This window comes from Streptomyces olivochromogenes, from assembly GCF_021538895.1.
Taxonomy (GTDB): Bacteria; Actinomycetota; Actinomycetes; order Streptomycetales; family Streptomycetaceae; genus Streptomyces; species Streptomyces olivochromogenes_A.
Map to the genome: position 1 here is coordinate 41,242 of NZ_JADDRL010000046.1, position 16,119 is coordinate 57,360.

13 protein-coding genes and 2 pseudogenes are annotated in these 16,119 nt (G+C 67.2%); 10 read left to right on the forward strand and 5 right to left on the reverse strand.

All coding sequences use genetic code 11. The features are described 5' to 3' along the window. Positions 1 to 122 precede the first annotated feature (122 nt). Entirely contained in the window at positions 123 to 749 is a 627-nt protein-coding gene (locus IPZ69_RS23345) for a hypothetical protein (RefSeq protein ID WP_235456250.1), read from the forward strand. A gap of 65 nt (positions 750 to 814) precedes the next feature. Here IPZ69_RS23345 and IPZ69_RS23350 read toward each other — a convergent pair whose 3' ends face one another. From IPZ69_RS23350 to IPZ69_RS23370, 4 genes and pseudogenes are all read right to left on the reverse strand, one after another. Next, the gene (locus IPZ69_RS23350; protein ID WP_235456251.1) at positions 815 to 2,779 is read right to left on the reverse strand and encodes a hypothetical protein; all 1,965 of its coding nucleotides are present in this window, start codon (positions 2,777 to 2,779) and stop codon (positions 815 to 817) included. 525 nt (positions 2,780 to 3,304) lie between these two features. Further along, positions 3,305 to 3,736: pseudogene (locus IPZ69_RS23355) on the reverse strand (integrase core domain-containing protein); the annotation flags it as partial. Positions 3,737 to 4,524: 788 nt separating this feature from the next. Beyond that, positions 4,525 to 6,294 (reverse strand): M48 family metalloprotease, encoded by a 1,770-nt coding sequence (locus IPZ69_RS23365; RefSeq protein WP_235456252.1) that lies wholly within the window; start codon positions 6,292 to 6,294, stop codon positions 4,525 to 4,527. Further along, positions 6,291 to 6,746: a hypothetical protein gene (locus IPZ69_RS23370; RefSeq protein WP_235456253.1), complete on the reverse strand. Its 456-nt coding sequence runs from the start codon at positions 6,744 to 6,746 to the stop codon at positions 6,291 to 6,293. The genes IPZ69_RS23365 and IPZ69_RS23370 overlap by 4 nt, the downstream gene beginning before the upstream one ends. A 234-nt stretch (positions 6,747 to 6,980) precedes the next feature. Here IPZ69_RS23370 and IPZ69_RS23375 point away from each other — a divergent pair, with 234 nt between their 5' ends. The 7 genes from IPZ69_RS23375 (at position 6,981) to IPZ69_RS23405 (ending at position 13,362) form a co-directional block, all read left to right on the forward strand. After that, a complete protein-coding gene (locus IPZ69_RS23375) occupies positions 6,981 to 7,295 on the forward strand; it encodes a hypothetical protein (protein ID WP_235456254.1) in 315 nt (104 codons plus the stop codon). 401 nt (positions 7,296 to 7,696) lie between these two features. Next, positions 7,697 to 8,407 carry a peptidylprolyl isomerase gene (locus IPZ69_RS23380; protein WP_235456255.1) on the forward strand — a complete coding sequence of 237 codons (711 nt, stop codon included), beginning with the start codon at positions 7,697 to 7,699 and terminating at the stop codon, positions 8,405 to 8,407. A gap of 1,094 nt (positions 8,408 to 9,501) precedes the next feature. After that, positions 9,502 to 9,990, forward strand: coding sequence for a GNAT family N-acetyltransferase (locus tag IPZ69_RS23385; protein WP_235456256.1), 489 nt, complete (start codon positions 9,502 to 9,504; stop codon positions 9,988 to 9,990). A 529-nt stretch (positions 9,991 to 10,519) separates the two neighbouring features. Continuing rightward, positions 10,520 to 10,723 (forward strand): cold-shock protein, encoded by a 204-nt coding sequence (locus tag IPZ69_RS23390; protein ID WP_006136369.1) that lies wholly within the window; start codon positions 10,520 to 10,522, stop codon positions 10,721 to 10,723. Between the two features lie 343 nt (positions 10,724 to 11,066). Further along, positions 11,067 to 12,560 (forward strand): DEAD/DEAH box helicase, encoded by a 1,494-nt coding sequence (locus IPZ69_RS23395; protein ID WP_235456257.1) that lies wholly within the window; start codon positions 11,067 to 11,069, stop codon positions 12,558 to 12,560. 44 nt (positions 12,561 to 12,604) lie between these two features. After that, on the forward strand, positions 12,605 to 12,901 hold the full coding sequence (locus tag IPZ69_RS23400) for a CBS domain-containing protein (protein WP_235456258.1): 297 nt from the start codon (positions 12,605 to 12,607) through the stop codon (positions 12,899 to 12,901). A 152-nt stretch (positions 12,902 to 13,053) separates the two neighbouring features. Then, the gene (locus tag IPZ69_RS23405; protein WP_235456259.1) at positions 13,054 to 13,362 is read left to right on the forward strand and encodes an SCO5918 family protein; all 309 of its coding nucleotides are present in this window, start codon (positions 13,054 to 13,056) and stop codon (positions 13,360 to 13,362) included. 100 nt (positions 13,363 to 13,462) lie between these two features. On the opposite strand, the pseudogene IPZ69_RS23410 reads toward IPZ69_RS23405, so the two are convergent. Continuing rightward, a pseudogene (locus IPZ69_RS23410) lies at positions 13,463 to 13,809 on the reverse strand (hypothetical protein). 977 nt (positions 13,810 to 14,786) lie between these two features. Here IPZ69_RS23410 and IPZ69_RS23415 point away from each other — a divergent pair. Both IPZ69_RS23415 and IPZ69_RS23420 read left to right on the forward strand, forming a co-directional pair. Then, complete coding sequence (locus IPZ69_RS23415; protein ID WP_109280363.1) at positions 14,787 to 15,125, forward strand: helix-turn-helix domain-containing protein; 339 nt, start codon at positions 14,787 to 14,789, stop codon at positions 15,123 to 15,125. Between the two features lie 243 nt (positions 15,126 to 15,368). Next, complete coding sequence (locus IPZ69_RS23420) at positions 15,369 to 15,572, forward strand: cold-shock protein (RefSeq protein WP_030052720.1); 204 nt, start codon at positions 15,369 to 15,371, stop codon at positions 15,570 to 15,572. Positions 15,573 to 16,119 lie beyond the last annotated feature (547 nt).

The window sequence follows — 16,119 nt, forward strand, 5'->3', positions numbered from 1 at the left end:
GGCGTCCTGAGGCAAGGAGCCCACCCATGCAAGATCCTGACCCTGACGAACCCCTCGATACCCGTTCCCGCTGTTCAGGCAATGCTGAGCAGCTCTCTCCCACGCTCTGTAGTGTGACGAGCATGTCTGAAGGGATCGCCTGGATAGGCGCACACAGCACCATCGACCGGTCCGCGACGCTGCCGGGGATGCTCGGCGGGATCTCCCTGACTGCTGTGCGGGGTGTGGAGGCGGACGAGTTCCTTATCAATCTGGGCGCGGATCTGGACGAGCTTGCGGCGCGGACTGCGTACCGGGATCTGACCGCTGCGGTGGGTGGTCCGCCGCCTGGCGTCAATCCGGTCATGTACGGCCAGTGCGGTGAGTGGCTGTACGTGCTGGAGGACTGGGGGATGGCGACCTGGTCGACGGGCTTTCGAAAGGTGCCGTCGATGCGTCCCGGACCGGGCGACGAAGTCGTGTGCGTGACGATGAACTGGTGGAGTCCGCCGCAGGCGATCCTTCATGCGCCGGGGGATGAGCGCGTGCGGCGTGCCGAGTTCGGCGAAGACACCGGAGAAGGCTCGGCGTTGGATGCTGCGTTGAACGCGGCGGGGGCAGTTCTCCTGGCCCCGCAGTCAGATGAGGACGCCGGTACGCGGCTTTCTGAGGCGGTGTTCACCGCTGTGGGCACCTACTGCGGCCTGTCCATCTCCCAGGGACTCGTCCAGGCCGGCGAACTCTGCGGTCTGTTCATTCCCATGGTCTGACGGCCGTATGACGGTGGCCCGCGCCCGTACCCACAGGCGCGGGCCACCAGCATGTGCTGGAGGTGTTACTGGGTGGTCAGCTTGCAGATGACCGGGGTGCCGCTGGCGTTGAGGCAGGTGTTGCCCGGTGTGATGCGGGTGTCGAGCCAGTAGGCGTCCTTGTCCATGAGGCGCATCTCGCTCATGAACTTGGCGAAGTGGGCGCCCATGGACTCCTGGTTGTGCATGCCGGAGATCGCGGACCGGCCGCAGACCTCCTTGAAGGTGGGATCGGTGCCGTTGATGCTGAACAGGTGCACGGCGCTCCCGTACTTCTTGGCGTAGGTGCCGATGCAGGCGTCGCCGGTGGGGGTGGTGCTGCCGTCCTTGACGGCGGGGTTGAGGCCCCCCTCTGCCGTGGACATGCCGCCGCTGTTGTAGGTCGAGGCGAAGGCGAACTCGTCGCAGTTGAGTTCGTCTGCGGCGTCGACCAGGGCGCTGGCGTCACCGTTCTCCTTGGCCCAGCCGGTGGGGCACATACGGCCACGGCTGCGCGTGTTCTGCGCCTTGTCGCCCATGTAGTAGAGGGGCTTGAGGGCGGAGAGGGAACCGGGGTGCTTGGGCGTGTACGTCTGGATCAGCCACGCGTGCGCTGCGGCCTGGGGGAACGCCTTGGCGTTGAAGGCGTAGGTGGGGGCGGAATTGACGAAGATGCATCCGGTGCCCGGTCCGGCCGTGGTGGTGTCACAGCGGATCTGGTCCAGGTCGGCGGTGGCCGCGTCGTAGCCCTTGGACCACTGGTAGCCGGTCATGAAGGGGCGGATCCTGCCGTCGGACGGCAGGATGTTCGCGTCGATCTTCACGTCGGGCTTGTAGAGGTACTGCTGGCCGGCGGTGGAGGCGTCCCACGTGAACGGCGTGGACACGGACGTGGAGTGCATATCGCCCGGTGTCCACCATGTCTTCTCGGTCCACGCGCCCGGGTCCGGCTCGACGGCCTTGCACGAGCCCTGACACAGGTGCTCGTTGAGTATCAGGTCGATCTCGGCGAAGTCCAGCGGGATTTGCTGAGCGGGCTCGATGGTGAGGTGCTCGGTGAAGCTGTTCTGTCCGTCGAGTTCGATCAGGCGAAGGAACGTGAAGTACGCGGTGGCGTCGGGAACGCCATCGGTACGGATGATGACCGGCACGGCGCGGACGTCACACTCGGTCTTCCGGGTGGCGAGAATGCTCGGGAAGTCCGTGTTGCACCACGGAACATTCGCCTGCGCGGCCGTCGCCTTCATGGACTTGGCAATCTTCTTCGGCGCCTCGTCCTTGGACAGCGGCTTGCCGAAGCACACCTGCCGGCCGTCGTCACGGACGGCGCTGCACTGCTCGCTCGCCTTGGGTGTCTTCGCGGTGAGGCTGGCGGAGGCGCCGAGCGGCTTGGTCTGCACCCCGGTGGGCTGCATGTCCGCCACGTTCGGGTCCGGGGCGGTGTAGTCGGGGGTGGGCAACGTCAGGTCGACAGGCATCTCCACGCGGAACGGCGCCCACGGGGACCAAGTGGTCTCGTACAGGCTGCCATCGAAGGCGGAGGTGTGGAACACGTAGTTGGTGTTCAGGCTGAGCTTGCCCGCGGGGACATCGACGGTGACCAGGGACCCGGAAGCAACGTACGGGGAGACGATAACGCCGTACTCGGAGTCGTTGAGCTTGACCTTCGTCTTCGGCTTGCCTGCCGCGTCAGCCGTCCACACCTCGAACGTCAGCGTCGACTTGTCGCCGTCGGCGTCGGTCACCGTGTTCTTCAGCTGAACCTTCTGCGAGATGACCCGCTGGAAACCGGCCGCGTCCTTGCGCTTGGAGGGCGCTGCCGTCGGGTTCTTGCCCGAGACCGGCCGCGCCCCGGCAGCGGCGACCGACTTCACCTCGGGGCCGCTGGCAGGGCGGGTGGAGGGGGCCGCGTTCGGGTCAGGCTGGGATGGGTGGCCTAAGTCGGCCGCGCTCGCCGCGCCACTGCTGATGAGCATCAGCACGGCCACGCCAGCGGCTATGCGCGAGGCCATGCGTTTCCATCTGGATATACCTTGCAAGGCGTGTCCCTTCTGGCCCCTGCCTTCGTACTTCTGGCGGGGCTTGACGATGGATATGTCGCGCCTTGACCTTCCTATGACCCGTCGTTAGCTTCCAACAAGACTTCGCGATCCGGAGGTTCGTGTTTAACCGGAGTTAACAGACGTGACCTGGGACACGGTTGAGACCGAAGGGCAACGATCCCATCACAACCGGCTCCCTCCAGGGGGGCACGGAGCGGCGGCCGAACTCCCTTACCAGAACGGACTGTTGGCCACGCCGGCAACTCGCCCAGGCGTCACGGATCACCCATACTGGGGCGCGAGGTCGGGAGGCGACCGCGCGGGACACCCGTCGGGGCAGCTCCCCGCGCCGATGCCCTCCCGTCGTCAGTAGGCCTTCCTGTGCCCCCGGGGAGGCCCACTGGGCTGCCCCGGCTGCGCCCTGCCGGCCCGACGTGCGGAAGGAAACGCCACAAGTGCCCGACAGCGTGGGTGCCGAAAAGTCATCCGGCCTGCTCAGGTGGCGTTTCTGTACTCATGGAGGATTTCGCTGAGCCGGTCTCGTCGGTGGATCTCCAGCTGGGTGATGTCTGCCGGCGCGGTGATCGGTTCGGGCAATGGACGCAGGGGCGCGGCCTGCTTCAGCATTCGGTGTGGCCGGTGCTCGTTGTAGTGGGTCTCGAACTCGCGCAGGGTGTGGAGGAGGTGATGCTGGTTCCAGATCAGGGTGTGGTTGAGGAGTTCGCGCCGGCAGGTCTGTATCCAGCGCTCCATGAGGGAGTTCATCGGGGGCATCCGGATGCCGGTGGCGACGACGGTCAAGCCGGTGTCGGCCATCAGGGCGTCGAAGGCGGCCGTGAGCTTCGAGTCGCGGTCGCGAATGAGGAACCTGGCTGTGCTGCCCGCGTCCTTGAGGTCCATGAGGAGGTTGCGTCCCAGCTGCACGATCCTGTGCCGTTCGGTAACTCGTCGCCGCTGGTCAGGCCATGTACCTGTACTCGTTGATCACACCGCTGAGGACACGGTGAGTAGAAGCCGGTGAGCAGCCAGGTTGGTCGTAGTCACCGGTTGCTTCTGGACGAGGGGCGGGAGCTGCGCCCGGGCCTGGTGTGGGCGATGAGCGTTGTAGTGCCGGGTGCAGGCATCGAGGACCTGGCAAGCATGGGTCTCGTTTCATATCAGCAGGTGGTCGAGGGCCTCGCGCCGCAGGGTTCGGATGACCCGTTCGCAGTGCGCGTTCATCCGGCACACCGCCATGGACGAGCAGGTTCGCGTCGTCGAACGCGGCGAGCGTCGCCGCTGGCCTGTGGGAAGATTTCACTTGCGGCGTGCCTCCTTGCTGGGGGCTGGAAGCTTAGGGACTCCCATCCTCCCCAAGTCACAGGGCACGCCTTCTTCATGGGGCCAGCGTCAGACGGTCACCGATCGGTGAATCCAGGGTCAGCCTCGATCCACCAGTCGGTTTCTGGTTTGGTCTTTTTCGGTTTCGAGGACCGTGCCGTGGTGCTGCGGCTGGGTGTAGGCAGCTGGTACTTGCTGGTCTGCCCGGCTCTTCCACGGTTCGGCTCGGGTTGGACCCTGGTGGGCGGGATGGTCAGTGACGTCAGGGTGCCTCGGGCGGCGGGTGGGTGGTGGCGAACAGTTGCGTCCACGCGTGCTGCCAGGGCCAGTTGTTCGGCAGATGCAGTGCGTGAGGACTCAGCCGTTTGTGAAGAATTATCCCTTTTCTGCGTGAATCAGTGTGGCATGAGCTGTCTTAGCGCTGTTCTGGCCCGCTCATAGCGCATGCTGACCATGGCGCCTTCGTTGGGCGCATCCAGGTCGTAGCCGGAGCGGCACTGCAGGGCCTGGGCCTCGGCCGCCGACGTGAGCAACCGCTTCCAGGCCTTTCCGCCCGCGCCGGAGTCCGGAAAGACCGGCAGTTCCAGCGCGTCGCTCACCGTCGCACCCAAGGCGGCACAGTGGGCGTCGGCGGCATCGGATCTCGCGGCCTGATCCGGAAGGTATGTGTCGAACCGGCCGAGCACCGCGGAGCCTCCGCGCTCGTACCAGCCGGCGGCCCGGTCCTTGGCTGCGGCGCTCACCGCGGGCCCGTCGCGCCACCCTTTGATCTCGTCGGCCATCTCGCCCAGACTGGCAGCTGCCTGCTTCGCCCAGTCATCCTCCGCCTGCGCCCAATTCGCGAACGGGTTCACCGCGAAGGCGCCGATCAGCCAGATGACGCCGTACATCCAGGCGCGGGCCGCACTCGCCTCGTCCGCACTCCGCGCCTTGCGGCGCGGGAATACCGCAAAGCCGGTGGCGATGATGAGCGGCCCCAGCAGATACGCGAGATAGATCACCGTCTGCGCCGGGACCGCGTCGAGCTTGAGCCAGGAGATCACCGAGTAGGTGATGGTCACGTACGCGACGAGGAAGACCGCGAGCTGCAGCTTCGTGCCGCCTTTGTCCTCGGAGCGAGGGTTGTCGATTTCGGCCAGCCGCTCACTCCAGGTCGGGTGGTTGCGCAGAAAGCGGGGGAGCCGATGCCGGGGCAGCGCGGCGGACCGCGATTCCGCCTGCTTCTTCCACACCTCGCGGTCGCTCCCGGACTCGAATACGGCATCCCGGTCGGCGACCAGCTCACGATGGCGCAGGATGTCGGCCCTGGCCACGTAGACCAGCGCGGTGAGCACCACCGCGAGCAGCGCGGTCTTCGCTCCGGGCTCGTATCCGTCCCAGTACGCCCGCTCGACGCTCTGAAAGCGGTCGTGCAGCACCAGGGCCGCATCCAGGGCCAGGCAGGGCAGCAGCACGGCGATCAGGAAGACCCGCCACAGGGCGACGGCGAGATAGGCCAGGTCGACGTCCCGGTTACGCACATGGGCGAGCTCATGCAGCACGACCGCGTCGAAATGCGGCCTGTCCTTGGTCGTCCGTCTCGGCAGCAGCCCCACGTTCAGGCAGACGGTGTAGCGGCCGAAGCTGCCGAAAGCCAGCGCACCGGCGGACAGCGCCCGGGGATTGCACACGAAGCCGGGCAACCGGTCCTGGGGCAGCTTGGCGCGCCGTGCCAGCCGGGCCAGATGCGCCAGCCGCTCGTCGCCCCCGCTATCGCCATCCATGGCTGCCGCGATCCGCTGCGCGGAATACAACTCCGGGAGCCGGTCCTTGCGCTGCCGCCACCGCGGCAGCCACCGGTACAGCAGCACGGCCGCCACCGCGACGCCGGCGGTCCACAGCACGGTCGCGTACAGCGCGGTCCGAGCACCGTCCGCCCGGCAGGCGACCAGCTTCTGGTGGAAACGCAGCCCCAACTCGGTGCGCCACTCCGGCCCTTGGAGATCCATGCCGGCCGCGGAGGCGCAGTGCGGGAGCGAGGTCGCGGAGTGATAGGTGAGCACCGCCTCGCCGATGAGGGTGCTTGCGGACGCGAGCAGCACCGTGACCAGCATCAGCATCCGCCGGGTGGTCGCACGCGCAGTCAGCGCACGCGCGGTGAGCGCTCGTGACTGCGCCGTCGTCATTGCCCGGACGGCCCCATGGCCAGCCGGGCGACGACGGCTTCCCCGAGCTGCTTCGCGGCCGCGTCCTCGAGGCCCCGCAGGCGCGCCTCGCCGTAGACGCGCTGGTAGACCGCCTTCTGCTGCTCGGGGGCCAGCGGCATCGGGTCGGCGGCAACGCCTGTGCCGCGGGCGGGAGTCCGGGAGAAGCGTGCCCTGATACGGGCGAAGAAGCCGTCCGCCGCGACGCCCGCTCCCCGGGTGACGAACTCGTTCACCACCAGCCATACGACGGGAGTGATCAGGCTGGCGGCTTCCGCCACGCCGAAGCCGAGCAGCTCGTCGCCTTCGGGCCGGGTGAACAGCCGAGTGATGCCGTCGTCGTCGAGTGGCTGCAGATTCTCGAGCAACTCCCGCTCATGCGGCACATGTTCGACAACGAGCTGCGAGACGATCCCCCGTACGGACGCGGCCATGGCGGCCATTGTAACAGATGACCTTGGTGTAGCCGTGCTCGGCTCCCTGCTTGTCGGCGCCGTAGACCTCCTTCACCTTGGAGTCGAGGTCCAGGTAGACCACCTGATCCGAGCCCGGCAGCAACTGCACTGTCCGCCCAGCGCGCAGGTGAACGCGCGGGCGGCGGACTGGATTTGCCGCACAGGCCCCAGGTGAACGCGCGCAGGAAGGAGCCGAGGGTGGAGGGGGCCCGCATGCCGGTGAAGACCCGGCGCATCGCGCCGTGCCGGAGCACGTTTGTGTCGTCGATGCCGCCCACCCCGGCGAGCATGGCGGAGACCAGCGACATCACCTTCGCGTCCGGCACGGCGCCAGCTCCGTTGCCCGCCCTGTCGAGGCGAACCCTCGCGGATCAGCGTCGGCAGGCCGCACCGCTCGGCCAGGCGCACCGCCGGGGCCAGCCCGCCGTGCGTAAGCAGGTTCAGTTCGTCAAACGCGGCGAACGTCGCCGCGGGTGGGAAGATTTCACTTCCGAGGTGCCTTGCTGGTCCGGCCTGGTAGAAGCGTGAAGAACTCCCATCATCCCAGCTCAGCGGGTACCTCTCTGCATCCAGCCCTCCCCCCGGCCCGTCACCGATCGGTGGATCCAGGTTCAGGGATGGACCAGTCCTCCCTAAAACAGCTTCCTTCTTCATAGTCCGAACAGGTCTGCTGCGTTGTCGTGGCACACCGCCCGCAGCCACTCCTCGCCAAGGGCCAGCCGCTCCAGGGCCACCGGGTGGGGTCACGCCCTGATCGGCCAGTCGACGCTGTGCTGCATCCGAACGAAAAGACCTGCGGCCGCGGGCCGAAGGCTGGGAGGCGGATGTGGCTTGCGGGCGGGTTCTCGCCCGCCGGGCCGCGCATTAGGCTGCGACCGCTCCGAAATCTGGCGATCTTTTGGAGGGTGTGCAGGATGAACCGAGCTCTCATGACCGCATTGGCGGCAGCAGCGTTGGTCGTGTCCGGGGGCAGCACCACCGCCTCCGCTGACGATGCCCCGCCGCGAACCACGCACGGTCCTTGCCAGTACACCCAGACCCCGGACGAGCCGGCGGCGCGGCGGGTTCCCCTGCCGCCCGACCCGCGGCACACCCCCAGTCACGGCGCGGTCGGTATGGCTGTCCGGACCAGCCAGGGCCCGCTCCCGCTGAGTCTGGACCGGGCGAAGGCGCCGTGCACGGTCCAGAGCTTTGTGCACCTGGCGCGGCACCGGTTCTACGACCGCACGGTGTGCCATCGGTTGACGGCGTATCCGACGCTGAAGGTCCTGCAGTGTGGCGACCCGACCGGCACTGGCGAGGGTGGGCCGGGGTACAAGTACAAGGACGAGCTGCCGGTGGACCTGCCGCCGGCACCGAGCGATCCGACCGGCGTCCGTCGCCTTTACGGGCGCGGTTTGCTGGCGATGGCCAACGCCGGGCCTAACACGAACGGTTCGCAGTTCTTCGTCGTCTACGGCAATTCCGCGCTGCGACCGGACTACACGGTGTTCGGCACTGTCGGTGCCGCCGGCCTGAAGACTCTCGACAAGATCGCTGCTGGCGGGATCGAGCCAACTTCGCAGGACCCGGCGCCTGTCGACGGCACGCCCGTGCTGCGGACCGAGCTGCTCAGCGTCCGGCCGTCCTGCCGGCCCTGATGAACTGTGGTGCGGTCACCGTGCGTCCAGCTACGTGCCTGGTCTCACGGTGATGTGAAGTAGCCGTTGCCGACGTCCGCCCAGGTGACGTCGCCGATGTTGTCGTAGAAGGTGGCCAGGTCAGCTGGTAGGAGGTTCACATGTAGGCCCCGCCGCTGCCGTTCGAGCCGATGACCACTTGCCCTCCTAGGATCTTCGTGGAGCGACTTGTGGGAGCGGCGTATGGTGCGGGCCCTACGCCGCCGAGGACTGGTTCACGTGGCCGGCACGGTGGCGCCCGCTGCAGCCCCGGCGTCGAGAGTGTCATTCCAAGCGGGCGGCCCTGCCGGCGCAGGGGCGCCCCGCGTTGGGTGATCCCCCATCCCCGCTCTGGCAACGGAGTTGGGTGGATCGTCAAGTGGGCGCGTCGAGATATGAGTAGCCGCGGCTGTTGCTCTCACATGCCCAGTCGGCACCGGGCATCGGCTGTCAAATGGCTGCGCTTGACGATCGAGTTTGAACACGGGGGCCATGTGTTGTGAGGGGCGGGGAGGATGGGTGGGTGCTGTCCCGGGTCCGAGGTCTGGGTCATGATATTTCTGACCGATGAGAGGCTCAGGCGGGTGAGTGAGACACCACCGAACACCCTGCAATACCGCTTTGACGGGCCAGAAGACGCTCCGGTCCTGATCTTGGGTCCCTCACTGGGTACCACATGGCACATGTCGTAGAAACCGTCCATGGGCGTTCAGTTGGTCCAGGGTGAGCGCGTAAGTCCAGGTCAGAGCCTTGTGACATGAGTGCGTCCGCAGGGTTGGTGACCCGCATGTGATCGCTCGTGACACGTGAGGACCCCGTCGGCTGGCTTCGGCGGGGGTCCTGCGTAGACGGGGGGCGCGGCCTGGCGCGGCTTCCGAGTGGGTGGTGTCTCGCCTGATGTCGGCTCCTCCGCAGCGGTTCGGGCGTCCAGCTGCTGCTGGCGGGCGACCTGTTCCGCGGCAGCGACGTGGTCGATCGGGGCCTGGGCGAGTGGTTCCCGGGAGTGGTGCAGGAACGCCTGCCCGAGCAGCCGACCCGCCGCACGAAGGTACTCCCCGGTGCGAAATACTCTCCCGATGAGTTCACGCACTTCCCCGATCAGTCAGCCGATCACGATACGGCGGGCCGTCGCGCGGGATGCCAAACGGCTCACGCGGCTCGTGCGTGGCTCAGGCGCCTATAAGGGTAAGTACGCATCCGCAGTCGCGGGCTACCGGGTCGGTCCTGATTACATCGAGGCCCACCGCGCCTTTGTAGCCGTCGGCGCCGACGAGCATGGAGGCCGGGTTCTCGGGTTCTACTCGCTCGTCCTCGCTCCACCGGAGCTCGACCTGCTGTTCGTCGCCGACGAAGCGCAAGGACGGGGTATTGGTCGACAGCTCGTCGCGCACATGCAGTCCGAGGCCCGTGCCGCCGGACTCGACCGTGTCATGGTCGTGTCGCATCGTCCCGCCGAGGACTTCTACCACCGCGTCGGTGCAGTGCGGATCGGGACCGCGCTGGCGAACCCGCCCGCCGTGCCGTGGGATCGTCCCGAATTCGAGTTTCGCATTCCTTCGGAATGACGCGGTGGGCCGGGTCGCAGGGCTACCGGCTTCACCAGCATGGCGCGCTCCGTGTGTGCCGTTGTCTCTGCCCTGGCGGGGGATCGTCTGCGCCGGGCGGCCTCTCCCCCGCATCAGGAGCGAGGCGAGGGTGCCGCTGAGCGCCTTTCGAAGGCGTCTTACGGACAGCCGCGTACGTCGTCGCCCCCTGGCGGTCAGGGTTGCACTTTGTAAGACCGCTCTTCATGAAACGTGGCACTCCGAGTGGATCAATATCTGTGCTTGCGAAGTGAGGATTTGACGGACCGCGTAGTGAGGGTTTTTGTCGCACTGAGTCGAGCGGAATTGCGTAATGTGCACGGGCCGTTCCAGTGTGCTACCGTCGATCTCGGTTGCAGTCGTGGTTCCCGAAACTTCGAGTGCTCTACCCGGTTCTGTCGGGCGGGGGCGCTTCTGTATTTCCGGTCATTTCCGGGCGGGGTTAATCATTGCGGCGACACGGCGTCCGCGCCGCGCGGATCCCGATGTACTGCCCCGAAGGAGATATGACATGGCTACTGGTACCGTGAAGTGGTTCAACGCGGAAAAGGGCTTCGGCTTCATCGAGCAGGACGGTGGCGGCGCCGACGTGTTCGCCCACTACTCGAACATTGCCGCGCAGGGCTTCCGTGAGCTCCTCGAAGGGCAGAAGGTAACCTTTGACATCGCGCAGGGCCAGAAGGGTCCGACGGCCGAGAACATCGTTCCGGCCTGACGCTGACGCACATTTTGTAGCTGGGGCCCGCATCCTTCGGGGGTGCGGGCCCCAGCTGCACACATCCCCCGCAGCAGTTTCAACTGCGGGGTGACTCGGAGGAATCCGCAGTCTCACCACGCGCGGCTCTTCCTTCAGTGATACAGGAGCGTCCTGAAGAGCTGCGCCGGAGCCGACGCCCGGATCTTACGTCCCCATCGTGTCACCCATTTCAGCACCTGTACCCCCGGGTATTTCCGTCGGCCCAAATCTGTTTTTTGCCACCGGTCCATACTTGTAATTCTCCATGCCGCTCATTGCTGCGGGAATTCCTTGATATGTGCCATATCGAGGAAGGTTCCGCATGAACCGCACACGCACGAACGATCGCTCCGCCCGCTCCCGTCACGGCAGAGCCGCCGCCGGAAAGGGCGGCAGTCGCACGGGCTCGCAGGCACCGCGCCGTTCCGACGGCCCTGCCCGTTCCGGCGGTTACGGCCGTCGGCCGGCCACAGTGCAAGGTGAGTTCGAGCTGCCCAGGACGATCACCCCCGCGCTGCCCCCCGTTGAGGGCTTCGCCGAACTCGACATGCCCGAGCACCTGCTGACCGAACTCGGCAAGCAGGGTGTGACCGCACCGTTCCCGATCCAGGGAGCGACGCTGCCGAACTCCCTGGCGGGCCGTGACGTACTGGGCCGCGGGCGCACCGGTTCCGGCAAGACCCTCGCCTTCGGCCTCGCCCTGCTCGCCCGTACCGCTGGACAGCGTGCTGAACCCCGCCAGCCGCTGGGGCTGATCCTCGTACCGACGCGTGAACTGGCGCAGCAGGTGACCGACGCGCTCACACCGTACGCCCGTTCCGTCAGGCTGCGGCTGGCCACGGTGGTGGGCGGGATGTCGATCGGTCGGCAGGCCGGCGCGCTGCGCGGCGGGGCCGAGGTCGTCGTCGCGACGCCCGGACGGCTCAAGGACCTCATCGACCGTGGCGACTGCAGGCTGAACCACGTGGGCATCACGGTGCTGGACGAGGCTGACCAGATGGCCGACATGGGTTTCATGCCGCAGGTCACCGCGCTGCTCGACCAGGTGCGTCCGGAGGGGCAGCGGATGCTGTTCTCCGCCACCTTGGACCGTAACGTCGACCTGCTGGTTCGCCGCTATCTGACTGACCCCGTCGTGCATTCGGTCGACCCGTCGGCCGGTACGGTCACGACGATGGAGCACCACGTCCTGCACGTCCACGGCGCCGACAAGCACGCCACCACGACCGAGATCGCCGCCCGCGACGGCCGCGTGATCATGTTCCTGGACACCAAACACGCCGTCGACCGGCTGACCCAGGACCTGCTCAACAGCGGGGTACGCGCCGCCGCGTTGCACGGCGGCAAGTCGCAGCCGCAACGCACCCGCACGCTGGCGCAGTTCAAGACGGGGCACGTCACCGTGCTGGTGGCGACCAATGTCGCGGCGCGCGGCATCCACGTCGACAACCTCGACCTGGTCGTCAACGTCGATCCGCCGACCGACCACAAGGACTACCTCCACCGCAGCGGCCGTACCGCCCGCGCCGGCGAGTCCGGCAGCGTCGTCACCCTCGTCACACCGAACCAGCGCCGCGGCATGGTCCGCCTCATGGCGGACGCCGGAATCCGGCCGCAGACCACCCAGATCCGCTCGGGAGACGAGGCCCTGAGCCGGATCACCGGCGCCCAGGCCCCGTCCGGCATCCCGGTCGTCATCACCGCACCGGTGGTCGAACGCCCCAAGCGCAGCGCCCCCTCCCGAGGCCGACGCCGCCCTTCCTCGGCGACCCGGCGCGCCCCCGTACGCCAGACCGTCCTCGACGCGGTGGCCTAGAACCTTCGTGATCGGAAAGTTGACCCATCTCTAGGAGGCACCCTTTGACGCTGATTCAGATGCAGCCGCGCTCGGCGGACGCCAACCCCGTGCACAGGACGGCGGTGGAGGTCATGGACGCGGCTGGACCGCAGGTCTGTGACGACATGAGCGTCGAGGTGGCGCTGGCCGTCATGGCCGCCGCACGCACGGGCCGACTGGTCGTCTGCGACCAGGACGACCAGCGCATCGGCCTGGTGACCCGAACCGATCTCACCGCCGTCCGCGACAGCGGCGCTCACACGGACCGGGTCCGCTTGCGTGACATCCTCGGCGACACAGATCGTCAACCTCATCCGTGACCACGATGGCGAAGCCGAGCACGCGATGCGCTCCCGTCGGCTCGGTGCTCTGCGAGTCGTAGACGAGCAAGGCAGCGCCCCGGGCATCCTCGCCACCCGCTGAAACGCGTCGCCCCGGGGCGGACCGTTCTTCCCTCTCCCTGTGAGGCCCCATGCGCTGCGTCATCGCCCGCTTCCCCTTCGAACTCACCAAGGGCGGAGTGCTGGAATCGATGAAGGGCATCAAGCCCGAACCGGTCACCGGAGAATCGGTGATCATCGGCCGCCGCCACTACCCCGTCAAGCAAGTCGGCCAAGTCATCACCCGCCAGGACCGCCGTGACTTCAGCGCCGCCGAAGTCCTCCGGGCCATGACTCAGCTCGGCTTCACCTGCCGAGCCCTCCCCAAGGCCGCGCCTCTGGGCATCCCCGGCTCGCTGCAGCACGCCTCCGCGATGCTCGGCACCCCCGTGATGGTCTGACCGGGTAAACAGGCACGAGCCGACATCTGACAGCAGTGTGGGCCCGACCGGTACGCCGGTCGGGCCCACACTGCGTGCAGCGGGTTCTCGTCGCCGTCGCTCAGTGGTCGGAACAGCTGAAGTCCCCCCGGTCCAGGCGCTGACGTCCTCGATCGCAACCTGGTACATCCCACCCGTCTCCGGGATCCCCAGTGTGCCCTACGGGATCCGGGCGACATGGAAGTGCAGATGCGTGGGCGGCCCGTCCTTCTTCGCGGGGGAGTCGAAGACGGCGGCGAACTCGCCCAAGCGGGCGGAATCCGTCAGCATATCCGAAACCCTCTGCCTCCGCGTGGCTGCGAGAACCAGTTGACCGGTGATGACAGCGCCACTGGTGACCACGGTCAGGGACTCTGACTGCTCTGGTCGTACTGCTCGATCATCCCGGGATCGTCGAGGCCGGCGCAGCCCCTCGTGCCGCGCCCGTCAACGGCCGACCTGCGAGGCGTCGCGGCTGGAAGCGTCCGTCCCGGGCGGTGATGTTCTTCGCGAGACGCAGTGTTGGCCGGCGCCCGCCGACGGTAGCCGCGGCGCAGTCGGCGACGTCACGCTCAGCCCGACGTGCTGCGCGGCGGTGGGTGACTGTGAGCGCCGGACTGAGCCTCGGAGCTGCTTGAACCACCCATGGACTGGTCGAGGTGGATTACCTCATCTTCGAGCGCGCGAAAATCTATGCCAGCCGGAGTAGACATTGGGTGGCGGTGTGGTTATGGTTTCTCTCGTAGTCGAGATCGAGAGAGGCCCGGCAGAGATGAACTGCCGGGCAGCAGTAACGCAGTTGCAGTTCGCAAGACGGTGCGGTGGTGGAGTTCCGAAGCCAAGGCGGTTGCAGGACGGTGACGGGACTGACGGCCGGACCGGGTGGCCCGCAGTGATCAGGGGCCACCATGAGCAGTACCGCAGTGGCAGTACCCGGTAAATGAAGGATGGATCGCAGTACCCGGCAGTGAAGTCAGTGAGCAGAACCTCGGTGAAGGCGTCGACTGCGGGCGCGCGCACCGGGAGGTTCGGCAGTGGGGTTCCAAGCCGGAGCAGACGCAGGACGGGCGACGGGGCTGGCTGCCGAAGAGTGGTGCTGTTCGAGGCCACCAGCAGTTCGCAGTTCCGCCAGTGAGTAGTTGATCAAGAGGGAAGAACGGAGGAGCCGAGCGCCATCAGGATCGCCCGGGCGGAAGTCTTGGACCCGGGTACCGCAGGACATCGATAGTGAGGTGGTCTTCGGTCAAGCAACTGCGATCCCCGCGCCCCCGACAGCGTCTCGGTCGGGTCTGCGGAAACAGAGGGCCGGTGCAGTATCAGGGCCGGCAGATGGTGTAGTAGTTCCTTCGGGGCCCTGGTGCCACTACGGCGCCAGGGCCCCTCAACGCGTTCCACAGAGAGGTGCAATGACAGCAGACGACACGTTCGGCCGTCTCGACGACGACGATTACCCCGCCTACACCATGGGCCGGGCCGCCGAGATGCTCGGCACCACCCCTGCCTTCCTCCGCGCCCTCGGCGAAGCCCGCCTGATCACCCCCCTGCGCTCCGAAGGCGGCCACCGCCGCTACTCCCGCTACCAACTGCGTATCGCCGCCCGCGCCCGGGAACTCGTCGATCGGGGCACCCCCATCGAGGCTGCCTGCCGGATCGTCATCCTCGAAGACCAGCTCGAGGAAGCCCAGCGCATCAACGCCGAATATCGCCGCGCCGCCGAATCAGCGAACCCAACGGCAGCAGAATGAGATGAGCGTGCCCACCAGCGCCGGCGGGCATCGCGTGCACGGTCTCGGTGTGCGGAGTGATCTTTTCCTATGGTGACGCGGCGTGTGGGCGTGTAACGTCTGCGTCAGCTGTCGTGGTTCGGAATTCCCTCTTGCCCACGCCTCTGGTGTGGGCGTCTTGCTGTGCTGTGCCGCAGGGACCAGGGCGATCACCTCCGTCTGCCACATGGAGTGGGAGGCGTTCATCGACTGGAAGGCATGAGCATGGCTACGGGAACTGTGAAGTGGTTCAACGCGGAGAAGGGCTTCGGCTTCATCGCCCAGGACGGCGGCGGCCCGGATGTCTTCGCGCACTACTCCGCGATCAACTCCACAGGCTTTCGTGAGCTCCAGGAGGGCCAGGCCGTGACGTTCGACGTCACCCAGGGCCAGAAGGGCCCGCAGGCCGAGAACATCAACCTGGCCTGACCTCGCAGCCCTGCCCGAGGGATGGCGCGCGCCGCGTCCGGTGGCCGCCGCCCGTGCGGGCCCTGCCGCCCACCTGGACGAACGCGCCTGATCTCATGCCGGGCCAGCACAAGATCACGGGCCGCGCAGCAATGGCTGCGCGGCCCCTGATCTGTGGAAGCCCGGGCCGGTGCGACTTCGGCGCGAAACTTCCTGACCTCAGTCGCGCAAGCGTCGCCGGGCACGCGAGTCGCATGTCCTGCGCGGCTACCGCGCAGCTTGGAGGAGCCGACGTTCAGACGCTCGTCCAGGTGTCGAGGAAGGCTCTCCGTGGCCTCGACGCTGCGCGCCGCCCCCAGCCGTACGACCGAGCCGCCGGTGAAGTCGGTGATGAGCAACGACACCGACGCGGCGCCGAGCTGCTCCTCGAGCATGCGCGCCACCACGTCGAGTGACTGCACGGGCGCTGCGGTCTCCGCCGCCGCCAACGTCCTCCCAAGGTGGGAGAACCTCCGTTGGACTGCGGGTTTTCGCGCCTCCTGTCCTTGGGACGTGTTCCCGATGACTC